This is a genomic window from Acidaminococcus nyctereutis (assembly GCF_052216985.1).
GTDB classification, from domain to species: domain Bacteria; phylum Bacillota; class Negativicutes; order Acidaminococcales; family Acidaminococcaceae; genus Acidaminococcus; species Acidaminococcus fermentans_A.
This window is the reverse complement of the sequence record NZ_JBQOUY010000015.1, coordinates 38,035-61,544: the sequence shown is the minus strand read 5'-3', so window position 1 is coordinate 61,544 and position 23,510 is coordinate 38,035. Positions and strand designations below refer to the sequence as shown.

At 52.5% G+C, this 23,510-nt stretch carries 20 protein-coding genes; 6 read left to right on the top strand and 14 right to left on the bottom strand.

Annotated features, from left to right (window positions below):
- Nucleotides 1–191: hypothetical protein (locus ACTUHY_RS08500; protein WP_442827391.1), on the top strand; the 191-nt coding region annotated here is incomplete at its 5' end.
- 217 nt (nucleotides 192–408) lie between these two features.
- On the opposite strand, the gene ACTUHY_RS08495 is transcribed toward ACTUHY_RS08500, so the two are convergent.
- The 4 genes from ACTUHY_RS08495 to ACTUHY_RS08480 form a co-directional block, all read right to left on the bottom strand.
- Complete coding sequence (locus ACTUHY_RS08495) at nucleotides 409–915, bottom strand: LeuD/DmdB family oxidoreductase small subunit (protein ID WP_442827390.1); 507 nt, start codon at nucleotides 913–915, stop codon at nucleotides 409–411.
- A gap of 19 nt (nucleotides 916–934) precedes the next feature.
- Nucleotides 935–2,194 (bottom strand): 3-isopropylmalate dehydratase large subunit, encoded by a 1,260-nt coding sequence (locus tag ACTUHY_RS08490; protein WP_442827389.1) that lies wholly within the window; start codon nucleotides 2,192–2,194, stop codon nucleotides 935–937.
- Nucleotides 2,195–2,210: 16 nt separating this feature from the next.
- Nucleotides 2,211–3,125, bottom strand: coding sequence for an alpha/beta fold hydrolase (locus ACTUHY_RS08485; protein WP_442827388.1), 915 nt, complete (start codon nucleotides 3,123–3,125; stop codon nucleotides 2,211–2,213).
- A gap of 72 nt (nucleotides 3,126–3,197) precedes the next feature.
- A complete protein-coding gene (locus ACTUHY_RS08480) occupies nucleotides 3,198–4,463 on the bottom strand; it encodes an SLC13 family permease (protein ID WP_442827387.1) in 1,266 nt (421 codons plus the stop codon).
- A 144-nt stretch (nucleotides 4,464–4,607) separates the two neighbouring features.
- On the opposite strand from ACTUHY_RS08480, the gene ACTUHY_RS08475 reads away from it, so the two are divergent.
- Complete coding sequence (locus ACTUHY_RS08475; RefSeq protein ID WP_442827386.1) at nucleotides 4,608–5,549, top strand: LysR family transcriptional regulator; 942 nt, start codon at nucleotides 4,608–4,610, stop codon at nucleotides 5,547–5,549.
- Nucleotides 5,550–5,639: 90 nt separating this feature from the next.
- On the opposite strand, the gene ACTUHY_RS08470 is transcribed toward ACTUHY_RS08475, so the two are convergent.
- A complete protein-coding gene (locus ACTUHY_RS08470) occupies nucleotides 5,640–6,116 on the bottom strand; it encodes an S-ribosylhomocysteine lyase (RefSeq protein ID WP_442827385.1) in 477 nt (158 codons plus the stop codon).
- 50 nt (nucleotides 6,117–6,166) lie between these two features.
- On the bottom strand, nucleotides 6,167–6,565 hold the full coding sequence (locus ACTUHY_RS08465) for a DUF190 domain-containing protein (protein ID WP_442827384.1): 399 nt from the start codon (nucleotides 6,563–6,565) through the stop codon (nucleotides 6,167–6,169).
- 387 nt (nucleotides 6,566–6,952) lie between these two features.
- On the opposite strand from ACTUHY_RS08465, the gene ACTUHY_RS08460 reads away from it, so the two are divergent.
- Complete coding sequence (locus ACTUHY_RS08460; protein ID WP_442827383.1) at nucleotides 6,953–7,912, top strand: RpnC/YadD family protein; 960 nt, start codon at nucleotides 6,953–6,955, stop codon at nucleotides 7,910–7,912.
- Nucleotides 7,913–8,300: 388 nt separating this feature from the next.
- On the opposite strand, the gene ACTUHY_RS08455 is transcribed toward ACTUHY_RS08460, so the two are convergent.
- From ACTUHY_RS08455 to nifJ, 8 genes are all read right to left on the bottom strand, one after another.
- A complete protein-coding gene (locus ACTUHY_RS08455) occupies nucleotides 8,301–9,176 on the bottom strand; it encodes an alpha/beta fold hydrolase (RefSeq protein WP_442827382.1) in 876 nt (291 codons plus the stop codon).
- Nucleotides 9,177–9,282: 106 nt separating this feature from the next.
- On the bottom strand, nucleotides 9,283–10,107 hold the full coding sequence (locus ACTUHY_RS08450) for a YitT family protein (RefSeq protein WP_442827381.1): 825 nt from the start codon (nucleotides 10,105–10,107) through the stop codon (nucleotides 9,283–9,285).
- 37 nt (nucleotides 10,108–10,144) lie between these two features.
- Complete coding sequence (buk, locus tag ACTUHY_RS08445) at nucleotides 10,145–11,251, bottom strand: butyrate kinase (RefSeq protein ID WP_442827380.1); 1,107 nt, start codon at nucleotides 11,249–11,251, stop codon at nucleotides 10,145–10,147.
- Between the two features lie 76 nt (nucleotides 11,252–11,327).
- On the bottom strand, nucleotides 11,328–12,674 hold the full coding sequence (locus ACTUHY_RS08440; protein ID WP_442827379.1) for a 2-hydroxycarboxylate transporter family protein: 1,347 nt from the start codon (nucleotides 12,672–12,674) through the stop codon (nucleotides 11,328–11,330).
- A gap of 19 nt (nucleotides 12,675–12,693) precedes the next feature.
- Nucleotides 12,694–13,590: a phosphate acyltransferase gene (locus ACTUHY_RS08435; RefSeq protein ID WP_442827378.1), complete on the bottom strand. Its 897-nt coding sequence runs from the start codon at nucleotides 13,588–13,590 to the stop codon at nucleotides 12,694–12,696.
- Nucleotides 13,591–13,610: 20 nt separating this feature from the next.
- On the bottom strand, nucleotides 13,611–15,407 hold the full coding sequence (locus ACTUHY_RS08430; protein WP_442827377.1) for an aconitase/3-isopropylmalate dehydratase large subunit family protein: 1,797 nt from the start codon (nucleotides 15,405–15,407) through the stop codon (nucleotides 13,611–13,613).
- A gap of 16 nt (nucleotides 15,408–15,423) precedes the next feature.
- Nucleotides 15,424–16,530: an aconitase family protein gene (locus tag ACTUHY_RS08425; protein ID WP_442827376.1), complete on the bottom strand. Its 1,107-nt coding sequence runs from the start codon at nucleotides 16,528–16,530 to the stop codon at nucleotides 15,424–15,426.
- A gap of 106 nt (nucleotides 16,531–16,636) precedes the next feature.
- Entirely contained in the window at nucleotides 16,637–20,167 is a 3,531-nt protein-coding gene (gene nifJ, locus ACTUHY_RS08420) for a pyruvate:ferredoxin (flavodoxin) oxidoreductase (protein WP_442827375.1), read from the bottom strand.
- 291 nt (nucleotides 20,168–20,458) lie between these two features.
- On the opposite strand from nifJ, the gene ACTUHY_RS08415 reads away from it, so the two are divergent.
- From ACTUHY_RS08415 to ACTUHY_RS08405, 3 genes are all read left to right on the top strand, one after another.
- Complete coding sequence (locus ACTUHY_RS08415) at nucleotides 20,459–21,472, top strand: LacI family DNA-binding transcriptional regulator (protein ID WP_442827374.1); 1,014 nt, start codon at nucleotides 20,459–20,461, stop codon at nucleotides 21,470–21,472.
- Between the two features lie 169 nt (nucleotides 21,473–21,641).
- On the top strand, nucleotides 21,642–23,051 hold the full coding sequence (locus ACTUHY_RS08410) for a pyruvate carboxylase subunit B (protein ID WP_442827392.1): 1,410 nt from the start codon (nucleotides 21,642–21,644) through the stop codon (nucleotides 23,049–23,051).
- A 4-nt stretch (nucleotides 23,052–23,055) separates the two neighbouring features.
- Nucleotides 23,056–23,436, top strand: a complete 381-nt coding sequence (locus tag ACTUHY_RS08405; RefSeq protein WP_442827373.1) for a carboxymuconolactone decarboxylase family protein — start codon at nucleotides 23,056–23,058, stop codon at nucleotides 23,434–23,436.
- The last annotated feature ends 74 nt before the right edge of the window (nucleotides 23,437–23,510 follow it).

Sequence of the window (23,510 nt, the reverse complement as noted above, 5' to 3'; positions counted from 1 at the left end):
CGATTCCGTTCTCGGATTTTACTGCTTTCGATGGTGAAATTAAAATAAAAACAGACATGAGCAAAAATCGCTCACGTCCGTGTGTGGTAGATGAATTGGAGCTTACCCCAACATTTGACAAAGAACCTGAAAATAGGGGGCTGCCGCTTATGCGACAGTCCCCTATTTGGGTCTCGAGTCTCGCGTCGTGAGTCTCGAGCCGTTGGAAAGAACCCTTCCTGCGGCCAGGTTCTTTTGAAAGTGCAAAACCAGAATCGTGCTTGGATAAAGAAACGATTGCCTTATCGTTGTCGAAACTGATTTTATACATTCTAAAATTTGCCTGCAAATTTTTCAGGCGGCTCGAGACATGAGACTCGAGACCGGTGCGTCTCTGACGCACCTTACACAATCTTCCTCTCATAGGGATCACTGCTGATCCCTTATCTTCTTGCGCATCAGCAGTTTGATGCCTCCGGCTTCCAGAATCTTCATGGCCTGGGTCCCCAGTTTCTCACAGGGATAGGTTTCCCCAGTTTCCTGCACCATCACCTGATACTTTTCCAGGTCCAGGGTCAGGGTCATCCCATCTTTCACCTTGTCCTTCAGTCCCTTGCAGATAATGGGCAGAAGTCCCAGATTGATGGCATTCCGGAAAAAGATCCGGGCAAAAGAATCTGCCAGTACCGCTTTTGCACCCATATTTAAAAGCGCGATGGGGGCATGTTCCCGGGAAGACCCGCAGCCAAAATTCCGGCCGGCCACCACCATGCCTCCTTTGGGGAAACTGGCAGCGATGTTTTCATCCACTCCGCACAAGCAGTGGCTGCCGATTTCTTTGGGGTCTACGATATCCAGATACTGCCCCGGATAGATTTGATCCGTATCGATATTGTCTCCCACTACGATGATTTTTCCCGTTACCTTTGTTTCCATCTTTGCTTCCTCCCTCACCCTACAGATACTTCCGAGGATCTGTGATATATCCGGTCACCATGCTGGCGGCCACTGTAGCCGGGCTGGCCAGGTACATCAGGGCATCCGTGGATCCCATCCGTCCCGGGAAATTCCGGTTGGTACTGGTGATGCATACCTCTCCGGCGGTCAGCACCCCTTCATGGGCTCCCAGGCAGGCCCCACATCCAGGGGTGGAAATGGTCGCTCCAGCTTTGATCAGATCCTGGATATACCCTTTTTCCAGGCATTTCTGCATCACTTCATTGGAAGCCGGAATCACTACCAAGCGGGTATATTCCGTGATATGTCTTCCTTTCAGGATCTTGGCGGCAATGGCAATGTCTTCTTCCCGTCCCCCCGTGCAGGATCCGATATATCCTTGGTTCAGCTTCACCGGTCCCTGAGCCACCACACTGGAGAGGGTATGGACATTTTCCACACTGCTGGGGCAGGACAGTTCCGGTTCCAATTGGGAAACGTCGAAAGTATAGCTTTCTGCATAGGTATACCCTGGGTCGGTGTACTGCACTTCAAAGGGACGGACGACACGGGCCTTTACATAATCCAAGACCGCTTGATTCGGCTGCATATAGGCGGTCTTGGCGCCCATTTCTACTGCCATATTGCAGATGGTCATCCGTCCAGCCACATTCAGGTTCTCTACATAGCTGCCAGTGAAATCAATGGCTTTGTACACAGCACCATCAGCCCGGATCTTCCCCAAGACGGCCAGGATCACATCCTTCGGGAATACCCCTTTGGGGGCTTCCCCTTCCAGCCGCACTTCGATGATTTCCGGGATCCGGAACCACAGTTCCCCCGTCATCAGGATGGTAGCCATATCTGTAGCCCCACATCCGGTCCCTACCGCACCAAAAGCACCATGGGTAGTCGTATGGCTGTCCGTAGCTACCACGATCATCCCAGGATAGATCAGCCCGGCTTCCGGCATCACCTGATGGCAGACCCCGCTGTTGGTATCAAAATGATATTTCAGGTTGTTCTTCTGGGCAAATTCCCGCATTTCCTTGTGATTCTGGGCACTCTTGATGGTAGGACAGGGAGCATAATGGTCGAAGACAAAAGCGCAGCGGGTATTGTCCCAGACCTTTTCCCCTCCCATCTCATAAAAAGAGTAGACCGTCTGCAGATACAGATCATTGATTTCTGCAAAGTCCACCTTGGCCATCACGATTTCACCGGTTTCTACCGTCTTTTTCCCGGCATTCTTTGCAAAGATTTTCTCAATGGCATGCATAATAGCTGTTCTCCTTTCAGCGGTTGGCCTCAATCATTTTTTCTAGTTCCCGGATGACAGTTTCCGGTTTTTCTTCCGGTACAAAATGCCCACAGCCTGGGATTCCATAACCAGTTACATGATTGGCCAGCTTCTTCCAGATACCCAATACATCCCAATACTTGCAGATATTTCCATTGGATCCCCACAAACAACAGATGGGGGTTTGAATGGTACGTCCCAAATCTGCCATATCCAGCTTCCAATCGATGGTTGCACTTGCCCGATAATCCTCGGCAATGGCATGGACTGTAGCCGGTTTAGAATAATACCGGATATATTCGCGTACGATATCTTCCGGAAATTGCTGCTTTCCAATGGTTCCCGGAATGGTTTTCTTGCGGATATTGCTGCGGATGAAATAGGCAGGTTCTGCACCCAAGAAAGTTTCTGGAAAAGGCTCCGGCTGAATATAAAAGAACCAGTGCCAATACTTCGTGGCGATTTCCCGATCTGTTCTGTTATAAACATCAAGGGTAGGGATGATATCCAGCAATAGGCAGGATTTGATTTTCTCCGGATAGTCCAGCATCATACGGTGACATACACGCCCGCCACGGTCGTGTCCGGCAATATGGAATTTCTGATACCCCAATTTTTCCATGACAAATACCTGATCCCTAGCCATCGCCCTTTTGGAATACGTAGAATGGTCAGGCAATCCATGGGGCTTGCTGCTTTCTCCATAACCTCTCATATCCGGTATGACCACACGGTATCTCTCCGCCAGACGGGAGGCTACAGCATACCAAGTCAGATGGCTTTCCGGGTGCCCGTGCAGCAGCAATACAGCCTCATGCCCACTTCCCCCACACCAAGCATGGATTTTCACTTCTCCGGTATCGATGATCCGATGTTCAAAACCTGCAAAATATTTCTCATTGATATCCATATTTTTCTCCTTATGATTTATTCTTGATTTCCCCTCTGTTGTTGCCAGCCTTCAAGCAGATTCCTTTCTTTTTCAGGTGGGAAAAAACAGAGGCGAAAGCAGAAACATGATGAGCAGTAATATGATGCTGAGTGGAATCCCTACTTTGACAAAATCTTTAAAGCGAAACCCTCCCTGCATGACGATTACGGTTGTCGGAGATGCCAGGGGTGTAGTAATGGCAATGGCTGTCCCAATGATGACCGGGACGCAAAAATAGAGTACATTGATATTCATTGCCATACCCAGCGAAAGTGCAATAGGGATGACAATGGCATTGGCCGCAGTGTTGCTCATGAATTGGGAAAGGAACCAGCCGACCAGACCCATTGCGACCATCATCATGGGAAGACTGGCCTCGCTGCCGCCCATCAACTGCAAGAACGCATGGGCAATGACTTTCCCGGCACCACTGGCATCCAGCCCATTGGCCATCGAAGTGACTCCTGCCATGACGATCAGCACGTTCCAATCACAAGAACGGATCGCCGCTTTCATCGAGATACAGTGGGTCAGGCAGAGAACAGCCACACACAGCAGCGAAACAATGGCGACATTCCAGATCCCAGAAATGAAGCCTGCAATCATCAAGAAAAATACTACAAGGTTCAAAATCGGTTTCCACCTGGGGACTTGCTTCATATTTACAGCAGGGAGTTCCACCACCGGATCTTCAAAATCAAAACTTTTCTTCATAATCCAATATCCTGCCGTAGCAAAGTAGAGCGTACTGACGGCCAAAAGGATCAGTGTAATCGGTGCCATGGAAAAAAATCCCAGATTTCCTCCCGCTTCATTGACCATAGCCCCAGCCATGGAAACAGCGGCAGCTCCTGACAGAGACAAAGGCGATCCGATGGTGCTCATCATCCCCACAGGCATCAACAGATTTTTGGCTTTGACCTTGCCGTGGGATTCCATGGCAATAGACCGGGCAACAGGCACCATAGTCGCGGCAATGGCGGAATTGGTCGTAAAACCAGTAATCAGCCCTGTAAAAAGAGAAATCGCTGCAACCAGCGCACGCTCACTTTTTTGGGCCATCTTCCGGAACAGCAAGTCACTGACCTTTTGGATTGCACCTGTTTCAAACAACCCATTGCATATGATCATCGTCGCCCCACAAAAAACAATCGTGGTATTCCCAAAATAAGCATATGCCTTTCCTAAAGGCTGGATCCCAGTCAGCGACATCGCCAGTGCAGCCAACATGGAAGTCACCGCCAAGGGAATCCGATCATTCATAACCAGCAACATGGTCATCACTAAGATGACGATAGCAATCGTACTTTGCTCCATAACTTTCTCCTCGCTCTCCTGTACTTTTCTCCCGCTGGCCAATCGGAAAGTTTCGTTATGTTGATTATATATTCAGATAATGTTAAAATCTAATTGATGTATTTTATATTTCCATCAATTTTTTTGATGAAGAAAGTAGAGAACATGGAAAACTATTACAAATATATTTATGCCGCTTATAAACTAGGCAGTTTTACCAAGGCTGCCGAAAAGCTCTACGTTACCCAGCCTACCCTCAGCATGGCCATAAAAAAAGTGGAGGATCATTTGCATATGCCGCTTTTTTATCGGGAGGGCAAATCCGTTACTTTGACTCCTGTAGGCAAGCTCTATATCAAAAGTATCGAAAAAATGATGTCGATTGAAACCGACCTGCAAGCCGAAATCCGTGACATCGAACGATTGGAAACTGGGACCGTACGGATTGGAGGCACTCAATACATCAATTCCTGTATCCTCCCCCCTGTCATAGCACAGTTCATCCAAAGATATCCCAAGATCGACATCCAGCTGAAAGAACAGGAGCCCAGTAAAAACCTCACCGATCTTGCGAAAGGAAAAATCGACTTCTGCTGCAATGCAGGCACGATAGATATTCCAGATTTTAAAAAAGTCCCTCTCTTCCAGGATCAAATTTATCTCGCCGTTCCAGATGCCTATAATCAGCCGGACTGGCTGCCATGGGAATTGGATTTAGAGGGTCCGCCTTGGTCAGAGCCAAAATCCATTCCCCTTTCAGATGCCTTGTTCCAGCTTCCCATCATCCTTCTGGCGGCACCTTCCAATCTCCAGGCCTGTGTCAGGAATGCTTATGCAGATGCCCATCACCAGCCCCATATCGTTCTGCAAGCAGAACAGCAGGAAACTTCCCTTCAGTTGGCCTGTGCAGGAATTGGTGCTGCCTTTGTGGGAGAACAGATGCTCAGGCATCGAAAGCCCAAGGCAATGCACATCTATAAGATTGATCACCCAAGCCTGCACCGGACATTCTATCTGCTGACAAACAAAAAGCGATATCTTACCAAAGCCGCATCCGCATTTGCTGCACTGTGGAAAAAAGCAGCCGGAGAAACACTCTGGCAGTAACCAAAAGCAGCCGGACATCCACAAAACCAGTTGTGTACCGACAACAAAAAAGGGTGTGAAAAAACTCACACCCCCGGTCGCGAGCCGCGGCTAAACGATCTTCCTCTCATAGGGATCACTGCTGATCCCTTTGGCCAGGATCTCTTTGGCCCATTCCTGGGCACAGAACAGGGAATGATCCTTGTAATTCCCGCACTCCTTCTCCTTCGTCCCGGGCACCTGGTCCCAGGTGGTCTTGACCACAAGTTCTAAAGCTTCCTTCAGGGCCTTGGCCACGTCTTTGGGGTCATGGATGCCCCAGCACAGGAGATGGAACCCGGTGCGGCAGCCGAAAGGAGAGCAGTCCAGATACCCTTTGATCCGGGGCCGCAGGTACAGGGCCAGCAGATGCTCCAGAGTGTGCATCCCGCCCGTAGGGATTTCCTGCTGGTTGGGCTGGCAGAGCCGGATGTCGAAGTTGGAAACGATATCCCCGTGTTCCCCGGTCTCCTGACCGATCAGCCGTACATAGGGCGCCTTGACCTTGGTATGGTCCAGGGTGAAACTTTCGATGATGACTTTTTCCATTTATATACCTCCAATAGCAGGGGCTGTTGCACATGCAACAGCCCCTATCCTCACTTCTGCATCGCCGGGTTGTCCCGGTTGGCGATTTTTTTCTGGTACTCTTCCTTGACGAAATTGGTGGCCAGCATGTCGATGTCTTCCACCGTGGCCACCCCGTGGCGCAGGTTTTCTTCCAGGAAAGGATACAGCAGTTCGATCTGCTCCTTTTTGTCGATCATGGTGATGATCACCGGCAGGTTGATGGCCTCGGAGACGCTGATGAACAGTCTCCGTTCCTTCCCCCGCACCCGGCTCCCATAGCCCTGGGTCCCCCGGAGCACCGTACAGCCAGCGATTTTGTATTTCCCGGCAATGTCAAAGATTGCTTTGTAAAAAGGTTTGTCCTTGTAAAAGAAATCTTCGCCTACATAGATGGTCAGTTTGGTCAGTTTCAGGAATTCAGCAGCCATACGTCTTCCCTCCATTTCGGATAAGTTTGTCTTTTCTTGGTTTTATTGTAACATAAATTCATTTTTTCCGTAATAGGGAAGGCGGGTGTGAAAAGACTTTTCAGGAAGAAGGCAGATTTAAGACGTCAGACCGGCCCTTGCGGGCCTTTCAGAAGTCAGACGTCAGATTGACCTGCGATAAGCAAATCGGACCTGCTGCTTAACCGAACAAAAGCTGACGTCTGACGTCTCAAGGCCCTCTGGGCCGTGTCTGCCTTCTTTTTTCCCTTCACAACACTTTTTTGCACTTAATGACGGTCTTTTTCCACCCAGGGAGGAAGTCCTTGTTTCCTGACGAATGATATCACCATTGGACCCTTGCAAAAATAACAGAAAGATGGTGATTCCATGAAAAACGCTACCACTGTTGCCCTGGATCTGGGCACGTGGCAGGAAGAACAAGCCTTAGACGCAGCCTGCTGTCGGCTCCTGGCCAACAAAATCATTTTGGTCCACATTCTCCAGGGATGCCTTCCAGAATACGAGCATTGTTCCATTCCCGAACTGCTTCCCTGTCTGGAGGGTACGCCTGCCGTCTGTTCTGTCGCTGTGGATCAAGATGTCCAGGACCCCGGACGCAGCAGAGGCGAAAATACGGCGGACAAAAGCATCACGGAAGGGAATGTGAATTTTGACATCCTGTTTTCAGCACGTACCCCCAATGGCAGCGAATCCCGACAGATTTTCATCAATGTGGAGAGCCAAGATACCTGGAGTCCTGGTTATCCCCTGCTAAAGCGGGCTGCCTATTACTGTGGAAGGCTCCTGTCCCGGCAGAAAGGGATTGTTTTCCAGCATTCTGACTACCAGAAACTCCAGAAAGTCTATTCTCTCTGGGTCTGTCTGGACCCGCCGAAATCCAAGCAGAACACCCTGACTGCATTCCGTATGAAAGAGGAAAATTTGGTGGGACAAGCCAAATATGATAAAATGAATTATGATATAGTGTCCATGATGCTGATTTGCCTGGGACAGCCGGACCGCCAGCAGGAAGATATCATCCACCTGCTCAGCGTCCTCTTGTCCACAGAAATGGACCCTGACGTAAAGAAAGAAATCCTGGAACGGGAATATGATATTCCCATGACTGTTGAGATGAAAAGGGAGGCGGAAACCATGTGCGGTATCGGACACGCCATTGCAAAGAAGAACTTGGAAAAAGGCTTGGAAAAAGGCCGTATGGAAGAACGGGAAGCCAATATTGTTGCCATGCTCAAGGAAAAGATCCCTATGGCAACCATCTCCCGGATCACCCATTATTCCCTGGACCAGATCCAGAAGCTAGGGAAATTGCATGGGCTTCTTTAGGTTGGAAAACGCTTTGGGCGTTTTCCTTCCGAATGGAAAGGCCGCCGGAACCTCCGGCGGTCCTGTCACTGGTCACTTGTCTCTGGTCACTGGACGAAGGAAAGAACCCGCGGCTGGCGGGTTCTTTTTTTATGGAAAACAGCTCTTGCTATACGATTTCAGACCGGCCCTTGCGGGCCTTTCAGAAGTCAGACATAAGCTTGTTGGCGATAAGCAGGATGGACCTGCCTTTAAGCCTAACAAAGCTGACGTCTGACGTCTCAAGGCTCTCTGGGCCGTGTCTGACATCTTTTCATGATGTCTCAAGGCTCGTTAGGGCCGTGTCTGATTTCTTTGCAAGGCCTCCCGGCTCTTTTGAACACCAACGTACCGTGTTCCTTAATTTCCCCTATACATTTTTTCTGTTCAAGCATACATCGACAAAACGTTCAATGACCTGGAACACTTCATCCTGGACCCAGTATGCTCCCCCATGGCCGGCGCCCGGTATCACATACCGTTCACTGGGTACACTCTTAGCCCTGAGTGCCTGGAAAAGCAGATTAGTCTGGCTGGGCGAAACTTCTGGATCCTCGCTTCCATGCATGAGCAGGACAGGTGAACTTTTTTCACTGATATAGCAAAGGGGATTGGCCGCAGACGCGCTTTCCGGGTTAGCCTGGAGTCCTCCCGGACTGCCTCCGATTTGGGGTATGCCATTGACAAAAAGTGATTGGAGAGACCCTTCGGACTGGTGGAAGCGCTGGATTTCTTCACTGTAATCCTCTGCCGCTCTGGCTAAATCAGAAGGTCCATACAGGCTGACCGCACAGCGCACATCACTTTCAACCTGCAGGTTCTCCCCTTTATCAAAACACCTGACACCATTTGTGATGCCGGCAAAAGAGGCCAGATACCCACCGGCACTGGCACCGATCAGAGCGATTCTCGAAGCATCCAGATTCCACCGCTCTGCATGGGCCCGTAAATAACGGACAGCCCCCTTCACATCTTCCAACGGTTCAGGGAACTGGACAGCCGGTGTCACCCGATACGTGACGGAAGCTACCGCATAGCCTCTTTCCGCCAGATAATACCGCAGCTGCAGTCCATTATCCCGATTGCTGAAAATGAATCCCCCGCCGGTCAGGAAAATGACCAATGGCAGCGGCGCTTCCTGCTGAGGCTGCAGCAGATCCAGTGCCATGGGCATATTGGGATACCCATGGCAGGAAACCTGTTCATAGATAATGCCAGAAATTTGTTTGATTTCCCGTTTATGCAAAGAAATTTTTAAAGTTTGACTGGGACAACATTCTTTTGATTCTTTATCGACAAAACCCATTGTTACCTCCTAAAATCAATGTGAAGCAAAGACAAGAAAAGATTTTTCACCAGGTAAATCCCTTCCCTACTACCTCATTCACATCCTGGATGGCCACAAAAGCCCGGGAATCTTCTTCCTGTACGATGGCCTTCAACTGGGCCAGCTGGGTCAGTTTCAGGACCACCAGGAGGATCTGCAGTTTCCGGCGGGAATAAGCCCCTTCTCCCTGGAGGAAAGTCACACCCCGATTCATTTCATGGAGGATCCGTGTACTGACAGCCTCTGGCTGTTCTGTAATAATCAGGACGCTTTTCTTGAAATCGAACCCTACCACGAATGTATTAGTGGATTTGAAGATCACAAAGAACATCATCATGCTGTACAGCACCGGAGTCAGCCCCAGGAAGAAAAGAGCCGCCAGCATCAGGGTAAAATTGTACAAGAAATTGGTGGTCCCCACGGAAACATTGTAGTATTTCTGAGTCAGGAACCCCAGGATGTCCACTCCCCCGGTCGTGGAGCCGGCCCTGAACACCAGGGCATAGCCCAGTCCTGTCAGGACTCCGCCGGCAACCAGACTGAGGATGGGATCCTCCACCTGCACTTTCCCCTGGAGAAAAGACAACCCATCCAGGGTTGCTGAAAAAAGGAAAGTTCCAATCAGGCTGTCCACAAAGAACTTCCGGCTGATATACCGCCAGGCCAGGTAAAACAGGGGAAAATTCAGCAGGAAGCCGACCATTCCGGGCGGCCACCCGAAAAGGTAGTAGAAAATGATGGCCAGGCCGGTCAGCCCCCCTGTCAAAAAATGATGGGGAACGAAGAAAATGTGGAATGCCCCGGCCATCAGAAGGCATCCCAGCAGGATGCTCCCATAACGCAGTCCCATTTGGCAGCAGGGAGGCCAATTCATTGCAAGCTTTTTTTTATTCAAAATGGAATCCACTCCAGGAGGGAATCCCCGTATAGGTTTTTGGCTGTTCTTCCCCATCCAGGACCCGCAGGGCTCCTGCCGCCAGTGCCTCCATTTCAAATTCTCCGGCCATCACCGTAACCGGCGCAATGAACTGCAGTTTCCGTTTCAGTTCTGCATCCACATAGGGGTCATAGCTGATGCCCCCGGTCAGGATAATGCCGTCCACCTTTCCTTCCAGGGCAGCGGCCATGGCGCCGGCCTGTTTGGCAATCTGATAGATCATGGCGTCATAGACCAGTTTGGCATACTGATTCCCGGCAGCAATCATTTTGCCGACTTCCCGGGCATCACTGGTTCCCAGATGGTCAACCAGCCCGCCGTTTTTGGTGATTTTCTGATACATTTCTCCTTCCGTGAATTTCCCGGAAAAGCACATCCGCACCACGTCCTTCACCGGCAGCGCTCCGCAGCGGGTAGGCGCCATGGGGCCGTCTCCCTGGGCAATGTCATTGGAATCGATCATTTTCCCCTTCCGGTGGGCCGTTACGGAAATGCCCCCTCCGATATGACAGATGATCAGATTCAGGTCTTCATATTTTTTCCCCAGGCTTTTACCGTACCGGATACCGATTTCCTTCTGGTTGAGGGCATGGAGCTTGCTTTCCCGGTACAGTCCTTTCAAGCCGGTAATCCGGGCCACATCAATAAATTCATCCACATCAGGCGGGTTGACGATGAAAGCCTGTCCCCCGTATTTCTCCACAAATTCATGGGCCAGCTGGGCGCCCAAAATGGCCGGGTGCTGGACACTGACTTTATTGCGCTGATCAGCCAGGATTCTGTCATTGACGGGATACGTGCCTCCCACCACACTGACCAGACCGCCGCCCCGGCCCACAAAGGCATCGGTACCTTCCAGGCTTTGATGAGCCTGCTCCAGGGCTTCCAGGATGGCCTTCTTGCGATAAGCCAGCTGGTCCAGGATTTCCTGGAACTTCTTCAGTTCGTCCGCTTCATGGGTAATGTTCTGGCTGAAGATTTCCTTGTTTCCCTGGAACAGGGCAATTTTGGTGGAAGTCGAACCCGGATTGATGGCAAACATTTTATATTTTTTCATTCACAGTTCCTCCTTGCAGGACAAAAATGCCAGGAACGGAAACCTTGGCAGTTTCCGGCTCCTGGCAAAGTCGGCTTTACAGCATAAACATGGGATACAGGAGACCCAGCCAGATGACCATCAGGGCTCCGCCGATCCGGGTAGAAATGGAGGCAAAGGCCAGCAGGTCCATCCGCTTGGCAGCGGTCAGCACGGCGATATCTCCGGAACCGCCGATATTGCAGCAGCACAGGCCGGCGGTGACTCCGGCTTCATAGGGATACAGCCCGGCAAGACGGCCGAAGAGCATGGCTCCCACCATGGCACCCAGGACTCCCAAGAAGATCACCAGGAGCACACCGCCGGAGAAATAGCTGGTCAGATCAGTGAAGCGTAGGGAACAGACCCCGATGCCGGCAATCAGCATGGGCAGCATGGCCTTCAAGGCAAACTGCATGGAATAGACGCAATCATAGGACACATCTTCCGGCAGGATGTTGGTGGTCTTGATCAGGATGGCCAGGATGATGGTCCAAGCCAGGCCGGCAATGTGATTCAACCCCGGGATGTGGGCCAACAGAACGCCAGCCAAGTAGAGGACCAGAGCCATGAAGATGCCCCCGCCCAATTTCTTATAATCAGCAGAAGTCACGTCTCTCTTTTCCCCTTTGACTTCATCTTCTGCTTCAATGGCATCTTGATTCATCAGGATCTTCCCCCGTCCATTGAGACCGGGGATTTTTTCTGTAAGAGGCCCGCCGATAGCGGCAAAGAGGACGGCCAGTACATTGGAAATGGAGGCATAGCAGAGGAACTGTCCTGCCAGCCCCGTCAAATCCTTTCCCGCCAGATTGGAATACAGGGCCGGCAGGGTAGTCATGGCGCCGGCAGAACCACCGGACATGCAGGGCGCTCCCACATAGAACAGCCCTTCCTTCCACCCAAACCCGGTGAGCCAGCCTCCCAGGATGCAGAAGCCCAGGGCAAATACCTGGCTCCCGATTACCGTGGGCAGATACCGGACCGTAGCCTTCAGCAGCACTTTCCGGTCCATGACCAGGACGGACCCCACCAGCAGAAGGGCGATATACGCGTCCTGGAAACCCGTCTTCATCAGGACCCGGCAGCCATTCACCAGTGTTTTGGGAATCAGGCCGTAATAGTTCATGAGCGAAGCCCCGAACAAGGGAAGCAGACAGGCACCGCCCAGATATTTGTTCACAATGGGCACCGCATCGCCCAGCCAGAAAAAGAGTCCTCCCACCGCCATCAGGAAGGCCCCGGTGGCAATGTAGTTGGTGGCCATATATTTTCCTGCGGCGTTGGCATAAACCGTAACCGTAGGCAGCCAGCCCATATAGGTACAGATCATGATGATCAGGAAGAATGGAAGGAAATATTTAAACTGCAGTCCGCAAACTTGGAATTGGATACCTTGTTTCATATAAAATTCCCCTTGTCTTTTAACAGCCGTGGCCGATCAGGGCAGCCACTACAATGGACATGTATTTATCATCAGCAGAAGCGGCCCGGGAAACCAAGAGCACTGGAACTTTTGCACCCAGGACCACTCCGCCGGTCCGGCCGCCTCCAATGACCGTGATGGTCTTGGCCACCGCATTGGCGGCCACGATATCCGGCAGCACCAGCAGATCCGCATCCCCTGCCACTGGACTTTCATAACCTTTGATCCGGGCCGCTTCCGGGTCCATGGCCAGGTCCAGGCTGATGGGGCCTTCCAGTACGCAGCCGGGAATCCCTTCCTTTTTGATGGCATCCGCTTCCACCGTTTCCGGCATCTTGGGATTGACTTTTTCCACTGCTGCGATCATGGCCACTTTGGGACTGTTCTCTCCCAGCGCATGGAAGGCTCCCACGGCATTGCGGATTTCCGCTTTTTTCTGCTCCAGATCCGGATAGGTCAGAAGGGCCGGATCAGTAATGGCGAACACCTTGTGATAATAGGGACTTTCAAAGAACCCCACCAGGCTCATGATGTCCCCGGTGCGGATTCCCGTATCCTTGTTCACCAGGACCTTCATCAACGTCCCGGTCTGGCATTTGCCTTTCATGATGCAGTCCACCTGCCCTTCCCGGGCTAGGTCGGCGGCCTTCTGGATGCACTCCACCGGATCTTCCAGATTGATGATGTCCACTTCCAGTTCCGGACATCCGATTTTTTCCAGGATAGCTCGGATTTCCATTTCTTTCCCGATCAGTACCGGGCGGACCAGCCCATCCCGGGCAGCCTGGCTCACAGCCTGAAGGGTATGTTCATCCTGGGCCACAGCTACGGCCACCCGCCGTTTTCCCGGCTGCTGCCGGAGCATTTCTTTCATCTGTTCAAAATTTTTCAGCATGACTGCGTGACACTTCCTTTTCAGAGTTTCCGGGGATCCGTGACCACGCCGGTAAGGGCCGTAGCCGCTGCCACTGCCGGACTGCACAGATAGCTGAGGGTCTTCTTGGTCCCCTGGCGTCCGATGAAGTTCCGGTTGGCCGTGGACAAGATCCGTTCATCGTCATACATCAGCCCATAGGGCATGCCGCAGCACAGCCCGCAGCAAGGATGGCAGATGACAGCCCCTGCTTCGATGAAGGTCCGGATATAGCCCCGCCGGATGGCTTCCTTAAAGACCGCATTGGTGGCAGGGACCACAATAAACCGCATGGTTTCCGGCACGTGTTTTCCCTTCAGGATTTCTGCAGCAATGGCCAGGTCCTCGATGCTCCCGTTGGTACAGCTGCCCAGATAAACTTCATCCATGGGAGTCCCTTCCACCTCCCGGATAGGATGGACATTATCCACTCCTTGAGGACAGGACAGCTGGGGTTCCAATTCATTCACATCATAGGTCAGGACTTTTTCGTATTGGGCCTCTTCGTCCATGGTCACCCAATCGATTTCCGAAAGGGGGACGCCATAGTAATCGGCCGTTTTCTGATCTGCCTCAAAAAGACCGCATTTGGCTCCTGCTTCCAAGGCCATGTTGGCCACAGTGAACCTGGCATCCATGCTCATTTCATGAGCGGCCGGACCGGTAAATTCCAGGCTCTTGTATTGTCCTCCATCCGCCTTGATATCGCCCAGGATTTTTAAGATTACATCCTTGGACAAAACCCCTTTGGGCAGATGACCGTTCAGGACGATTTTGATGGCTTCCGGGATCTTAAACCACAGTTCCCCGGTAATCAGGGCCGCCGCCATTTCCGCCGTCCCGATGCCGCTGCAGAAACACCCGGCTCCTCCGTAGGTGGTGGTATGACTGTCCGTTGCTGTGGCCACGCAGCCCGGTCTGGCATACTTTTTTTCATGCATCAGGCTGTGGCAGATTCCTTCCCCGATGTGGAGTTTTTCGATTCCGTACTCTTTGGCTAGTTCCAGTCCTGCATCATAATGAGCCGAGTCATTTTTCGCTACCGACGTAGGCATGCAATGGTCGAACACAATGGTCACCCGGTCGGGGTCCGCAATCTTCCTGGCCCCGATCTGATGCAGAGTATCCAGCAGATAGGGGGTGTAGATATCGTGGACCATAAACATATCCGGATGGGAAATCACAATATCCCCAGGTTTCACCTGTTTTACCCCTGCGTTTTTCCGCAGGATCTTTTCCGCCAGGGTGAATCCCTTTCTGCGCCGTTCCTGTTCGTCCAGTTCCTGATGGGGCTGCGGTTTGAATCCTTCTGCCAGCTTCCGTTTGGTATCGGCAATCAGACCGCCGTGAGCCACAATATCGAAAAGATTCTGAGGAATGGCGCCCACCGAAAATTCTTTTCCGTTGGCGCTGACCTTGTGCTGTTCCAGGTCAACGGTAACAATGTCCCCGCCTTTGACCACATCCTGGATCCCGTCGCAGGTCAGCAGGATGATCCCGCTGTTGAAGGCATTCCGGAAGAAAATCCGGGCAAAGCTTTTGGCGATGATGCACCGGACCCCGTTGTGGCTGAGGACCGTAGCTGCCTGCTCCCGGGAAGACCCGCAGCCGAAATTGCTGCCGGCCACCAGGATATCCCCTGGCCGTACCGTAGACCCAAATTCCGGTTTCAGCAGCTCAAAAGCATATTTTTTCATTTCTTCGATGGTGGGAATGGTGCCTCGCTTGCCGGGGATGATGGTATCCGTATCGATATCATTGCCAAAGGTCCAGATCCTTCCGCTGAAAACTTTCTCCATAATTGCTTCTCCCCTTTTATAAACTTTTGGTCCAGGATGCCCGGATCACCGTTTCCACAGAAGCCGTATACACGGAGGAGTCCGGCACCCCCATACAGCCGGCATAAGTATAGAGCCCCGTAGTCACCAGAGTTTCTCCCCTGCCGATGACGCCGGCTCCCTGCCGTACTTCACTGCGGTCCCCTGCTGCCTGGATCTGTGCCCCATAATCGATGAAGTGTTCGATGATTCCTTCCTCCATGGCCTTGATGTAATCTGCACTGGTGGCCGGGCAAACGCTCAGCCGGAAGCCTTTGGCCAGTTGCTTTCCCTGGATCAGACGGTCAGCCCGCCGCAGGTCCTCGATGGTCCCGCCTGTATACCCGCCGATCTGGCCGGCTTCCACCGACCTGCCCCGCAGTTGGGAAACTGGGAAGATGGGCGCCGTCTTTTGATTTTCCCGGCGGCCGCAGGGGCCTACGGCCATGGTTCTGCAGCCGTCCAGTTTCAGGACCCGATCAGGCGTCCCGGCATCTGTACAAATTGCTGAAAAAGCGCCGGTTCCGCAGACCATGCTGCAGAATACGCTTTTCTGATGGAGATTCCACTGGGGAGCGATGATCTGGAGCATCTTTCCTGAAATGTCTTTATTTTCAGTCAAAAACTGTAGTGCTGCATCCATGCTGCTGATTCCTTCCGGCAGGATTCCCTGGATCTTGACTGTCAAGGTCTCTGGCACCACCACCTGATAGTTTCCGCTTTCCAGGACTCTTGCCAGTTCCAAGGGGCTTACATCGATGCCCAAGGCCCCTGCTGCCCCCAGAATAGAAGCATGAGAGCCGCCGCCCACCAAGATCTGTCCCGGCTGGACGATATGAAGCAGGCATTCATACGCACTTCCCAGCGCCTGATGGAAAGCAATCCCATATTTTTTAGCAAAATCTCGGAGGATGTCGAACACATGGGACGCTTCCGGATCTCCAGTCGGGACATTGTGGTCAAAATAAAGCTGGACCTTGGCTGGCTGTGCCACGTTTTGTGCTTCCAATACCGCTTGATGGGCCACGCCATTGGTCACCAGCAGCCAGTCCGGCTGGAAGGAAACCACAGTCCCTGCAGGAGCATCCAATATTCTTTCAATCAAGGGAGTTGCCATTTTTTACCGTCTCCTTTTTATCAGACTGCTTTCCTCTGCTTCTTCCCAGGAAGCAGAGGAATTCAGCCTGTTGTTCCATTTCTGATGCTGTCTGTTATTGATTTTCTTTCATTGCCGCCAGTTCTTTGTAGCAGGCAAACCGTTCCCGAGCATCCTGTTCACTCTTGGCATAGAGCGTCGGCGCAATTTCCGGGAACTTCCGAGCCAGGCTGGAATACCGCACTTCTCCTTGGAGAAAAGCCTGATAATCGCCGGTAGGTTCCTTGCTGTCCAACTGGAAAGGATTCTTCCCTTCCTCGATCCGACGGGGATCATACCGGTACAGCTGCCAGTAGCCGCATTCTACAGCTTTCTTCATCTCCGCCATCACATTTCCCATGCCGCAGCGCAGGCCATGGTTGATGCAGGGGGAATAGCAGATGATCACAGAAGGGCCAGGATAACTTTCCGCTTCCTGGACAGCTTTCAGCAGCTGGCCAGGATTGGCTCCCATGGCCACCTGGGCCACATAGACATCCCGATAGCTCATGGCCATCATGCCCAGGTCCTTTTTCTTGGTCCGCTTCCCAGCGGCCGCAAACTGGGCCACAGCAGACCGGGGACTGGATTTAGAAGCCTGTCCGCCGGTATTGGAATAGACTTCTGTATCGAAGATCATCATGTTCACATTGGCTCCGGTGGAAATCACATGATCCAGGCCGTCGTAGCCGATATCATAGGCCCAGCCGTCACCGCCAAAGATCCAGATGGATTTTTTCCGCAGGTGTTCTGCATTGGATCGGATATAACCCAGGGCTTCCTGAGCCTGAGCCGGAACTTGGGCCTGTGCCAACGCCTTTTTAAAGGCATCGCTGGCCGTCCCGCTCGTCTTTTCATCATCGAAACTGTCCATCCAGGCTCTGGCAGCCTCCGCCAGTCCGCTGTCCGCCGGCAGGGCTGCCAGCAGTTCTTCCGCCTTGCTGTACAGGGCTTTCCGCTGCTGTTCCACGGAAAGGCTGATGCCCATGCCGAATTCCGCGTTGTTTTCAAACAGGGAACCGCCCAGAGCCGGTCCAAACCCTTTCTTGTTCTTGCAGTAAGGGAAGCTGGGGAAGCTGGTGGCCCATACCTGGCTGCAGCCGGTGGCCGTAGCAATATACATATGATCCCCGTAGAGCTGGGTTACCAGTTTGGCATAGGGCGTTTCCCCGCAGCCGGCGCAGGCACCGCTGAATTCCAGCAGCGGCTGGTTGAACTGGCTGTTCTTCACATTCTGTACCCCATAAGGATTCCGGACTTCCGGCAGGCTGTCCAGGTATTCCCAGTTGGCTTCTTCTTTTCTCTGGCTGTCCAGGGGTTCCATGGCAATGGCTTTCACCGGGCAGACACTGACGCAGCTGCCGCAGCCCTGGCAGTCCAGCACGGCTACCTGCATCCGGAATTTCAGGGCACTGGCCTTGGGTTTGGTATCGGCCGCCGCCATGGTTTCCGGAGCCTTGGCCACCTCTTCCGGCGTCAGCAGGAAGGGACGGATGGCTGCATGGGGGCAGACATAGGAGCACTGGTTGCACTGGATGCATTTGGCCGCATCCCAGGCGGGGACTTTCACTGCCACGCCCCGTTTTTCGTATTTGGAAGTAGCCTGGGGCCAGGTCCCGTCGTTCCAGTCGCGGAAAGCGCTGACCGGCAGTTCGTCCCCATGCATGGTGTTCACCGGTTCCAGGATCTTCGTAATGAATTCCGGAACATTTCTGGCCGGCTGGACTTTTTCTTCCGGCAGATCGGCCCAGGAAGCCGGATAATCCACTTTCACGGCACCCTTGATGCCTCGGTCAACCGCCGCATAGTTCATGTTGACCACTTTTTCACCCTTGCGGCCGTAGCTCTTCAGAGCGGCTTCTTTCATATACTGGACTGCTTTGTCATCGGGGATGATCCCGGTGATGTGGAAGAAAGCTGCCTGGAGAATGGTATTGGTCCTGTTGCCCAGCCCCAGTTCTGCCGCAATGGATACGGAATCGATCACGTAGAAACGGATGTGTTTTTGGGCAATGGCACGGCGCATGGCAGCCGGCAGATGGGCCTCCAATTCCTCCACCGTTTTCCAGTCACAGGCCAGCAGAAAGCTGCCTTCCGGTTTCAGGTCACTGATCAGATCATAGGTCTGGACATAGGCTTTGTTGTGGCAGGCCACAAAATCCGCATGACGCACCAGGTAGCTGCTGCGGATGGGAGTATCGCCGAACCGGAGATGGCTCTTGGTGACCCCGCCGGATTTTTTCCCGTCATATTCGAAATAGGCCTGGACATATTTGTCCGTATGGTCCCCGATGATTTTAATGGTGTTCTTGTTGGCCCCTACGGTCCCGTCAGAACCCAGGCCCCAGAATTTACAGCTGTAGGTGCTGGCAGGGATGATGTTGATTTCTTTCCCCACGGCCAGGGATCGATGGGTTACATCATCATTGATGCCGATGGTGTAATGGTTGGCCGGTTCCGTTTTTTCCATATTTTCATACATGGCCACAATCTGGGCCGGCGTGGTATCTTTGCAGGCCAGGCCAAAACGGCAGGCATAGACCGGCAGGTCACTGCGGAATTCCTTCAGCACGGAGCAGACATCTTCATACAGAGGTTCTCCGGTGGCCCCCGGTTCCTTGGTCCGGTCCAGCACCGTTACGGCTTTCACCGTGGCAGGCAGAGCCTGGAGCAGATACTGCACCGGGAAAGGCCGGTACAGATGGACATTCAAATATCCCACTTTCTTGCCCTGTTTCCGCAGGTAGTCAATGGTTTCCGCAGCGGTTTCCGCCACGCTGCCCATCCCCACAAGGACCAGTTCCGCTTCCGGATCTCCGTAGTAGTTGACGCAGTGATATTCTTTCCCGGTCAGGGCACTGATTTTCCCCATGTATTCTTCCACAATGGCGGGCAGTGCATCATAATAGGGGTTCATGGCTTCCCGGCACTGGAAATAGGTATCCGCGTTCAGGCCGGCCGTCCGCAGCAGAGGACGTTCCGGGTTCAGGCTGCGTTTCCGGAATTTTTCCAGTTCCGTCCGGTCCACCAGCTTAGCCAGATCCTTGAAGTCCAGCACATCGATTTTCTGGATTTCATGGCTAGTCCGGAACCCATCAAAGAAGTGCAGGAAAGGAACATGACCCTTGATGGCTGACAGATGCGCCACTGCACCCAGATCCATGCATTCCTGCACACTGGAGGATGCCAGGAGAGCGAAGCCGGTCTGCCGGCAGGCCATGACGTCGGAATGTTCAGCGAAAATGGAAATGTTGTTGGTTGCCACATTCCGGGAAGCGGCATGGATGACGGCCGGCTTCAGTTCTCCGGCAATCCGGTACATGGTGGGGATCATGAGCATCATGCCCTGGCTGGCCGTGTAGCTGGTAGCCAGGCTGCCGGCATCCAAAGCACCATGCATGGAAGCCACCGCACCGGCTTCACTCTGCATTTCCACCAGTTTCACCGGCTGACCGAAAATATTCTTCATTCCGTTGGCAGCCCAGGTATCCACATGGTCTGCCATGGGGCTGGACGGCGTGATGGGGTAAATGGCTGCAACCTCCGTAAACGCATAGGAGGCGTATGCCGCAGCTTCATTCCCGTCTATGGTTTTTTTGTGTGCCATTTGAATTCTCCCTTTCTGATGCTTGTTTCTCAGATTACGCGTGACCAGAATAGCTAAAACGTTTTACTCATCTGTATTATAGTAAATCGTTTTAGCTGTGTCAATTCCCTTTAACTGTATTTTTTGTTTATTCAATTACTGGTATTATCCCCGATTATTACCTGATTTTTTTCCATTTATCTCTGGATTCTTTCTCTGCTTTTGTTTTACTAAATTTACTAATCCTTGCTATTTTTAGTGATGTTTACTATAATTTACTAAAAGGTTTGTTCTGAACAAAGGAGCGTTTCCATGCCAACCATAAAAGATGTGGCCGCTGCGGCCAAAGTTTCTCCCACCACGGTTTCCCTGGTCATGAACGGCCGAGGACCGGAACACCGGATCCCGGAAAGCACCATCCAACGGATCCGTACCGCCATGCGGGATCTGGGCTATCAGCCCAATCTCAATGCCCGCCGGCTCCATGACAAAAACGAACACAAACCGGTCATTGCCTTCTTCTGGCCTTTGGATTACCGTTTCACCCTGATGGGCTATTTCCTGTCCCTGATCCAAAAAGCCCTGAAAGAAAAGAAAAAGGACTGTGAGCTGCTGCTCCACCCCTATATCAACGACCGGATCTCCGATGCCTGTTCCGAGCTGATCAAGAACAATTACACCGGGGCCATCATCGGTGCCGCCAGTGAAAAGGATATCCGATACCTGGAAAGCCTGGATCTCCAGCTACCCCTGGTCCTGATCAACCGGGAAAGCAACAAATACAGCACCTCCGGCTGTGATAGCAACAAAATTGCCCTCCAGGCCGCCAGTCTGATCCGGCAGAAAGGGTACAAGCAGGTGGCCCTCATCCGCAACGGAACCCGCTATATGGCCACATCACGGAGAACGGAAGCGTTTCTCTTCGTCTGCCGCCAGTTCGGGATCCAGGTCCCGGAAGCCTGGATCTTCAACGGAACCAACACCCCGGAAGGCGGTGCCTCTGCGGCAGAAAATCTCTGCGCCTGTAAGGACAAGCCCCGGATGATCCTGTGCGAAAGCGATGGAATGGTTTCCGGCGTTCTTTATACCCTCCACCGATACGGATTCCGGGTCCCGGAAGATATGGAACTGCTGAGTTTTGCCACCCAGAATCCACAGAATACCCGCTACCTGATTCCTTCCGTCAGCACAGTGGCTATGCCCGGCGATGACATCATCCGCCAGGCAGTGGGCATCCTGATGGCCCAGATTGCCACCGGCAGCCGGGAACCGGTCCATATTGAAAGTGAAGCCCGGATCGAACTCCATGAATCCTTTACCCTGTAAGACCCTGCCAGCAGAAAAAGAAAAACGGAAAGGTGACTTTTTTCGCCTTTCCGTTTTTTTTGTTGACAAAATCTGAAAATCATGCAAGAATAAGTTAAACGATTTAGTGAAACGTTTTAGCAAGACTTGCAAAAAAGAACTTTCACCCCTGACAGGGAAAGGAGTTGTGATGAAATTGGCGGCGGAACAACAGACAAAGAATACCAAAGCCTTCACCGGCGGATCTGCTTTTGCCAGTTCGGAACCGGTACAATTCAACAGTGTGGAATTCCGTGACGGGATCCAGTCTCTGCTGGCTACCCGAGTAAAAACCGAAGAAATGATTCCATTTCTTTCCCGGATGGACCAGCTCGGCTATGCATCCATGGAAATGTGGGGCGGCGCCACCTTTGACGTCTGCATCCGTTTTCTCCAAGATGATCCCTGGGACCGAGTCCGTACCTTCAAGCGGTATATGAAGCACACCCCTCTGAAGATGGTCCTCCGAGGCCAAAACCTGGTGGGCTACCACGCTTATCCTGATGATATCGTGGAAAAATTCGTGGAATGTGCCGCCAAAGCCGGCATCGATGTGTTCCTGATCTTTGATGCCCTGCAGGATCTGCGGAACTGTGAGACTGCTTTCCATGCGGTACAAAAAATAGGCAAAAAAATCGAGGGCAGCCTCCAGTACAACCTGAGCCCCCTCAACACCATTGATTCTTTTGTGGAAAATGCCCTGGCCCAGCAGGAAATGGGGGCCCAGCTCATGCACGTGGAAGACATGGCCGGTCTGATGACCCCGCCCATGGCCTATACCCTGATCCGTGCCCTGAAAAAAGCCCTGGACATCCCTGTCCATCTCCATTGTCACTGCACCGGAGGCATGGCGGAAATGTGCTATTGGGAAGCCATCCGGGCGGGTGCCGACGGAGTAGATGTTTGTGTTTCCAGTCTGGGCCTGGGGCCCGGCCATCCCCCCATTGAAAGTTTCATCGCCGGTCTACGCGGTACCTGCCGGGATCCTCATATTGACCTGGCTCCTTTTACTGCACTGAACAAAGGGTTCCAGTATCTCCGGGAAATCCACAAGGATGTGGAAAGCCGGCTGGTAGGCGTGGATGTGGGATGTCTCCAGCATCAGGTGCCCGGCGGCATGCTCACCAACCTGGAAAATCAGCTGAAAGCCATGAACGCCCTGGACCGGCTGCCGGAAATCCTGGAAGAAGTCACCTGGGTCCGGAAAGATATGGGGTACCCGCCCCTGGCCACTCCCAGCAGCCAAATCTGCGGGGCCCAGGCCACCAGCAATGTGCTGATGGGCGAGCGGTACAAATTCATCAGCAAAGAAATGCGGGACTACTGCCGGGGCATGTACGGGTGCCCTCCCGGACCCATCGATCCAGTGCTGCTGCAAAAAGCCCTGGGCGGCAAGCCACCCATTGACTGCCGTCCGGCCAGTCTGCTGGAACCTGGCTGGGAAAAAGCCAAAGCGGAAGCCGGAAACCTGGCCCGCACGGAAGAGGATATCCTGACCTATGCCCTGTTCCCCACCGTTGCCCCTGATTTCCTGAAGAAAAAATATCATGTGGAGGCCTGAAACCATGAAACAGACAAATGCTGAAAAACTGGCCAAAAGCCGGAAATTCCTGGAAGAACTGAAAAAAGCCCGGGGTGGTGCCATTATGGACAGCCACCGGAAAATGGGCAATGATCCCATGCTGGTCAAAGCCTTTCTGGACGGCTATACGGACAATGCCTCTGACACCCAGATTCCCCGGAAGTACCGGGAATTGATCGTCATGGCCATTGGCATGGCCACCGGAACAGAGACCACCATGAAAGTCCATTCCCGCCTGGCCCTGGAAAATGGCGCCACCGTAGATGATATCTGCGAAGTCATCCGGATTATCTTCTTCACCTGCGGCGTCACCAAACTCCTGCCCATCCTGGAAAAACTGGATCTGGAACCGGTGGAAGACTAGCCTGCTGTCATTTTTACTTCTGCATACCTTCTAAAAGTTTGTCCATAAACCACACAAAGCCCTGTTGGATGCTC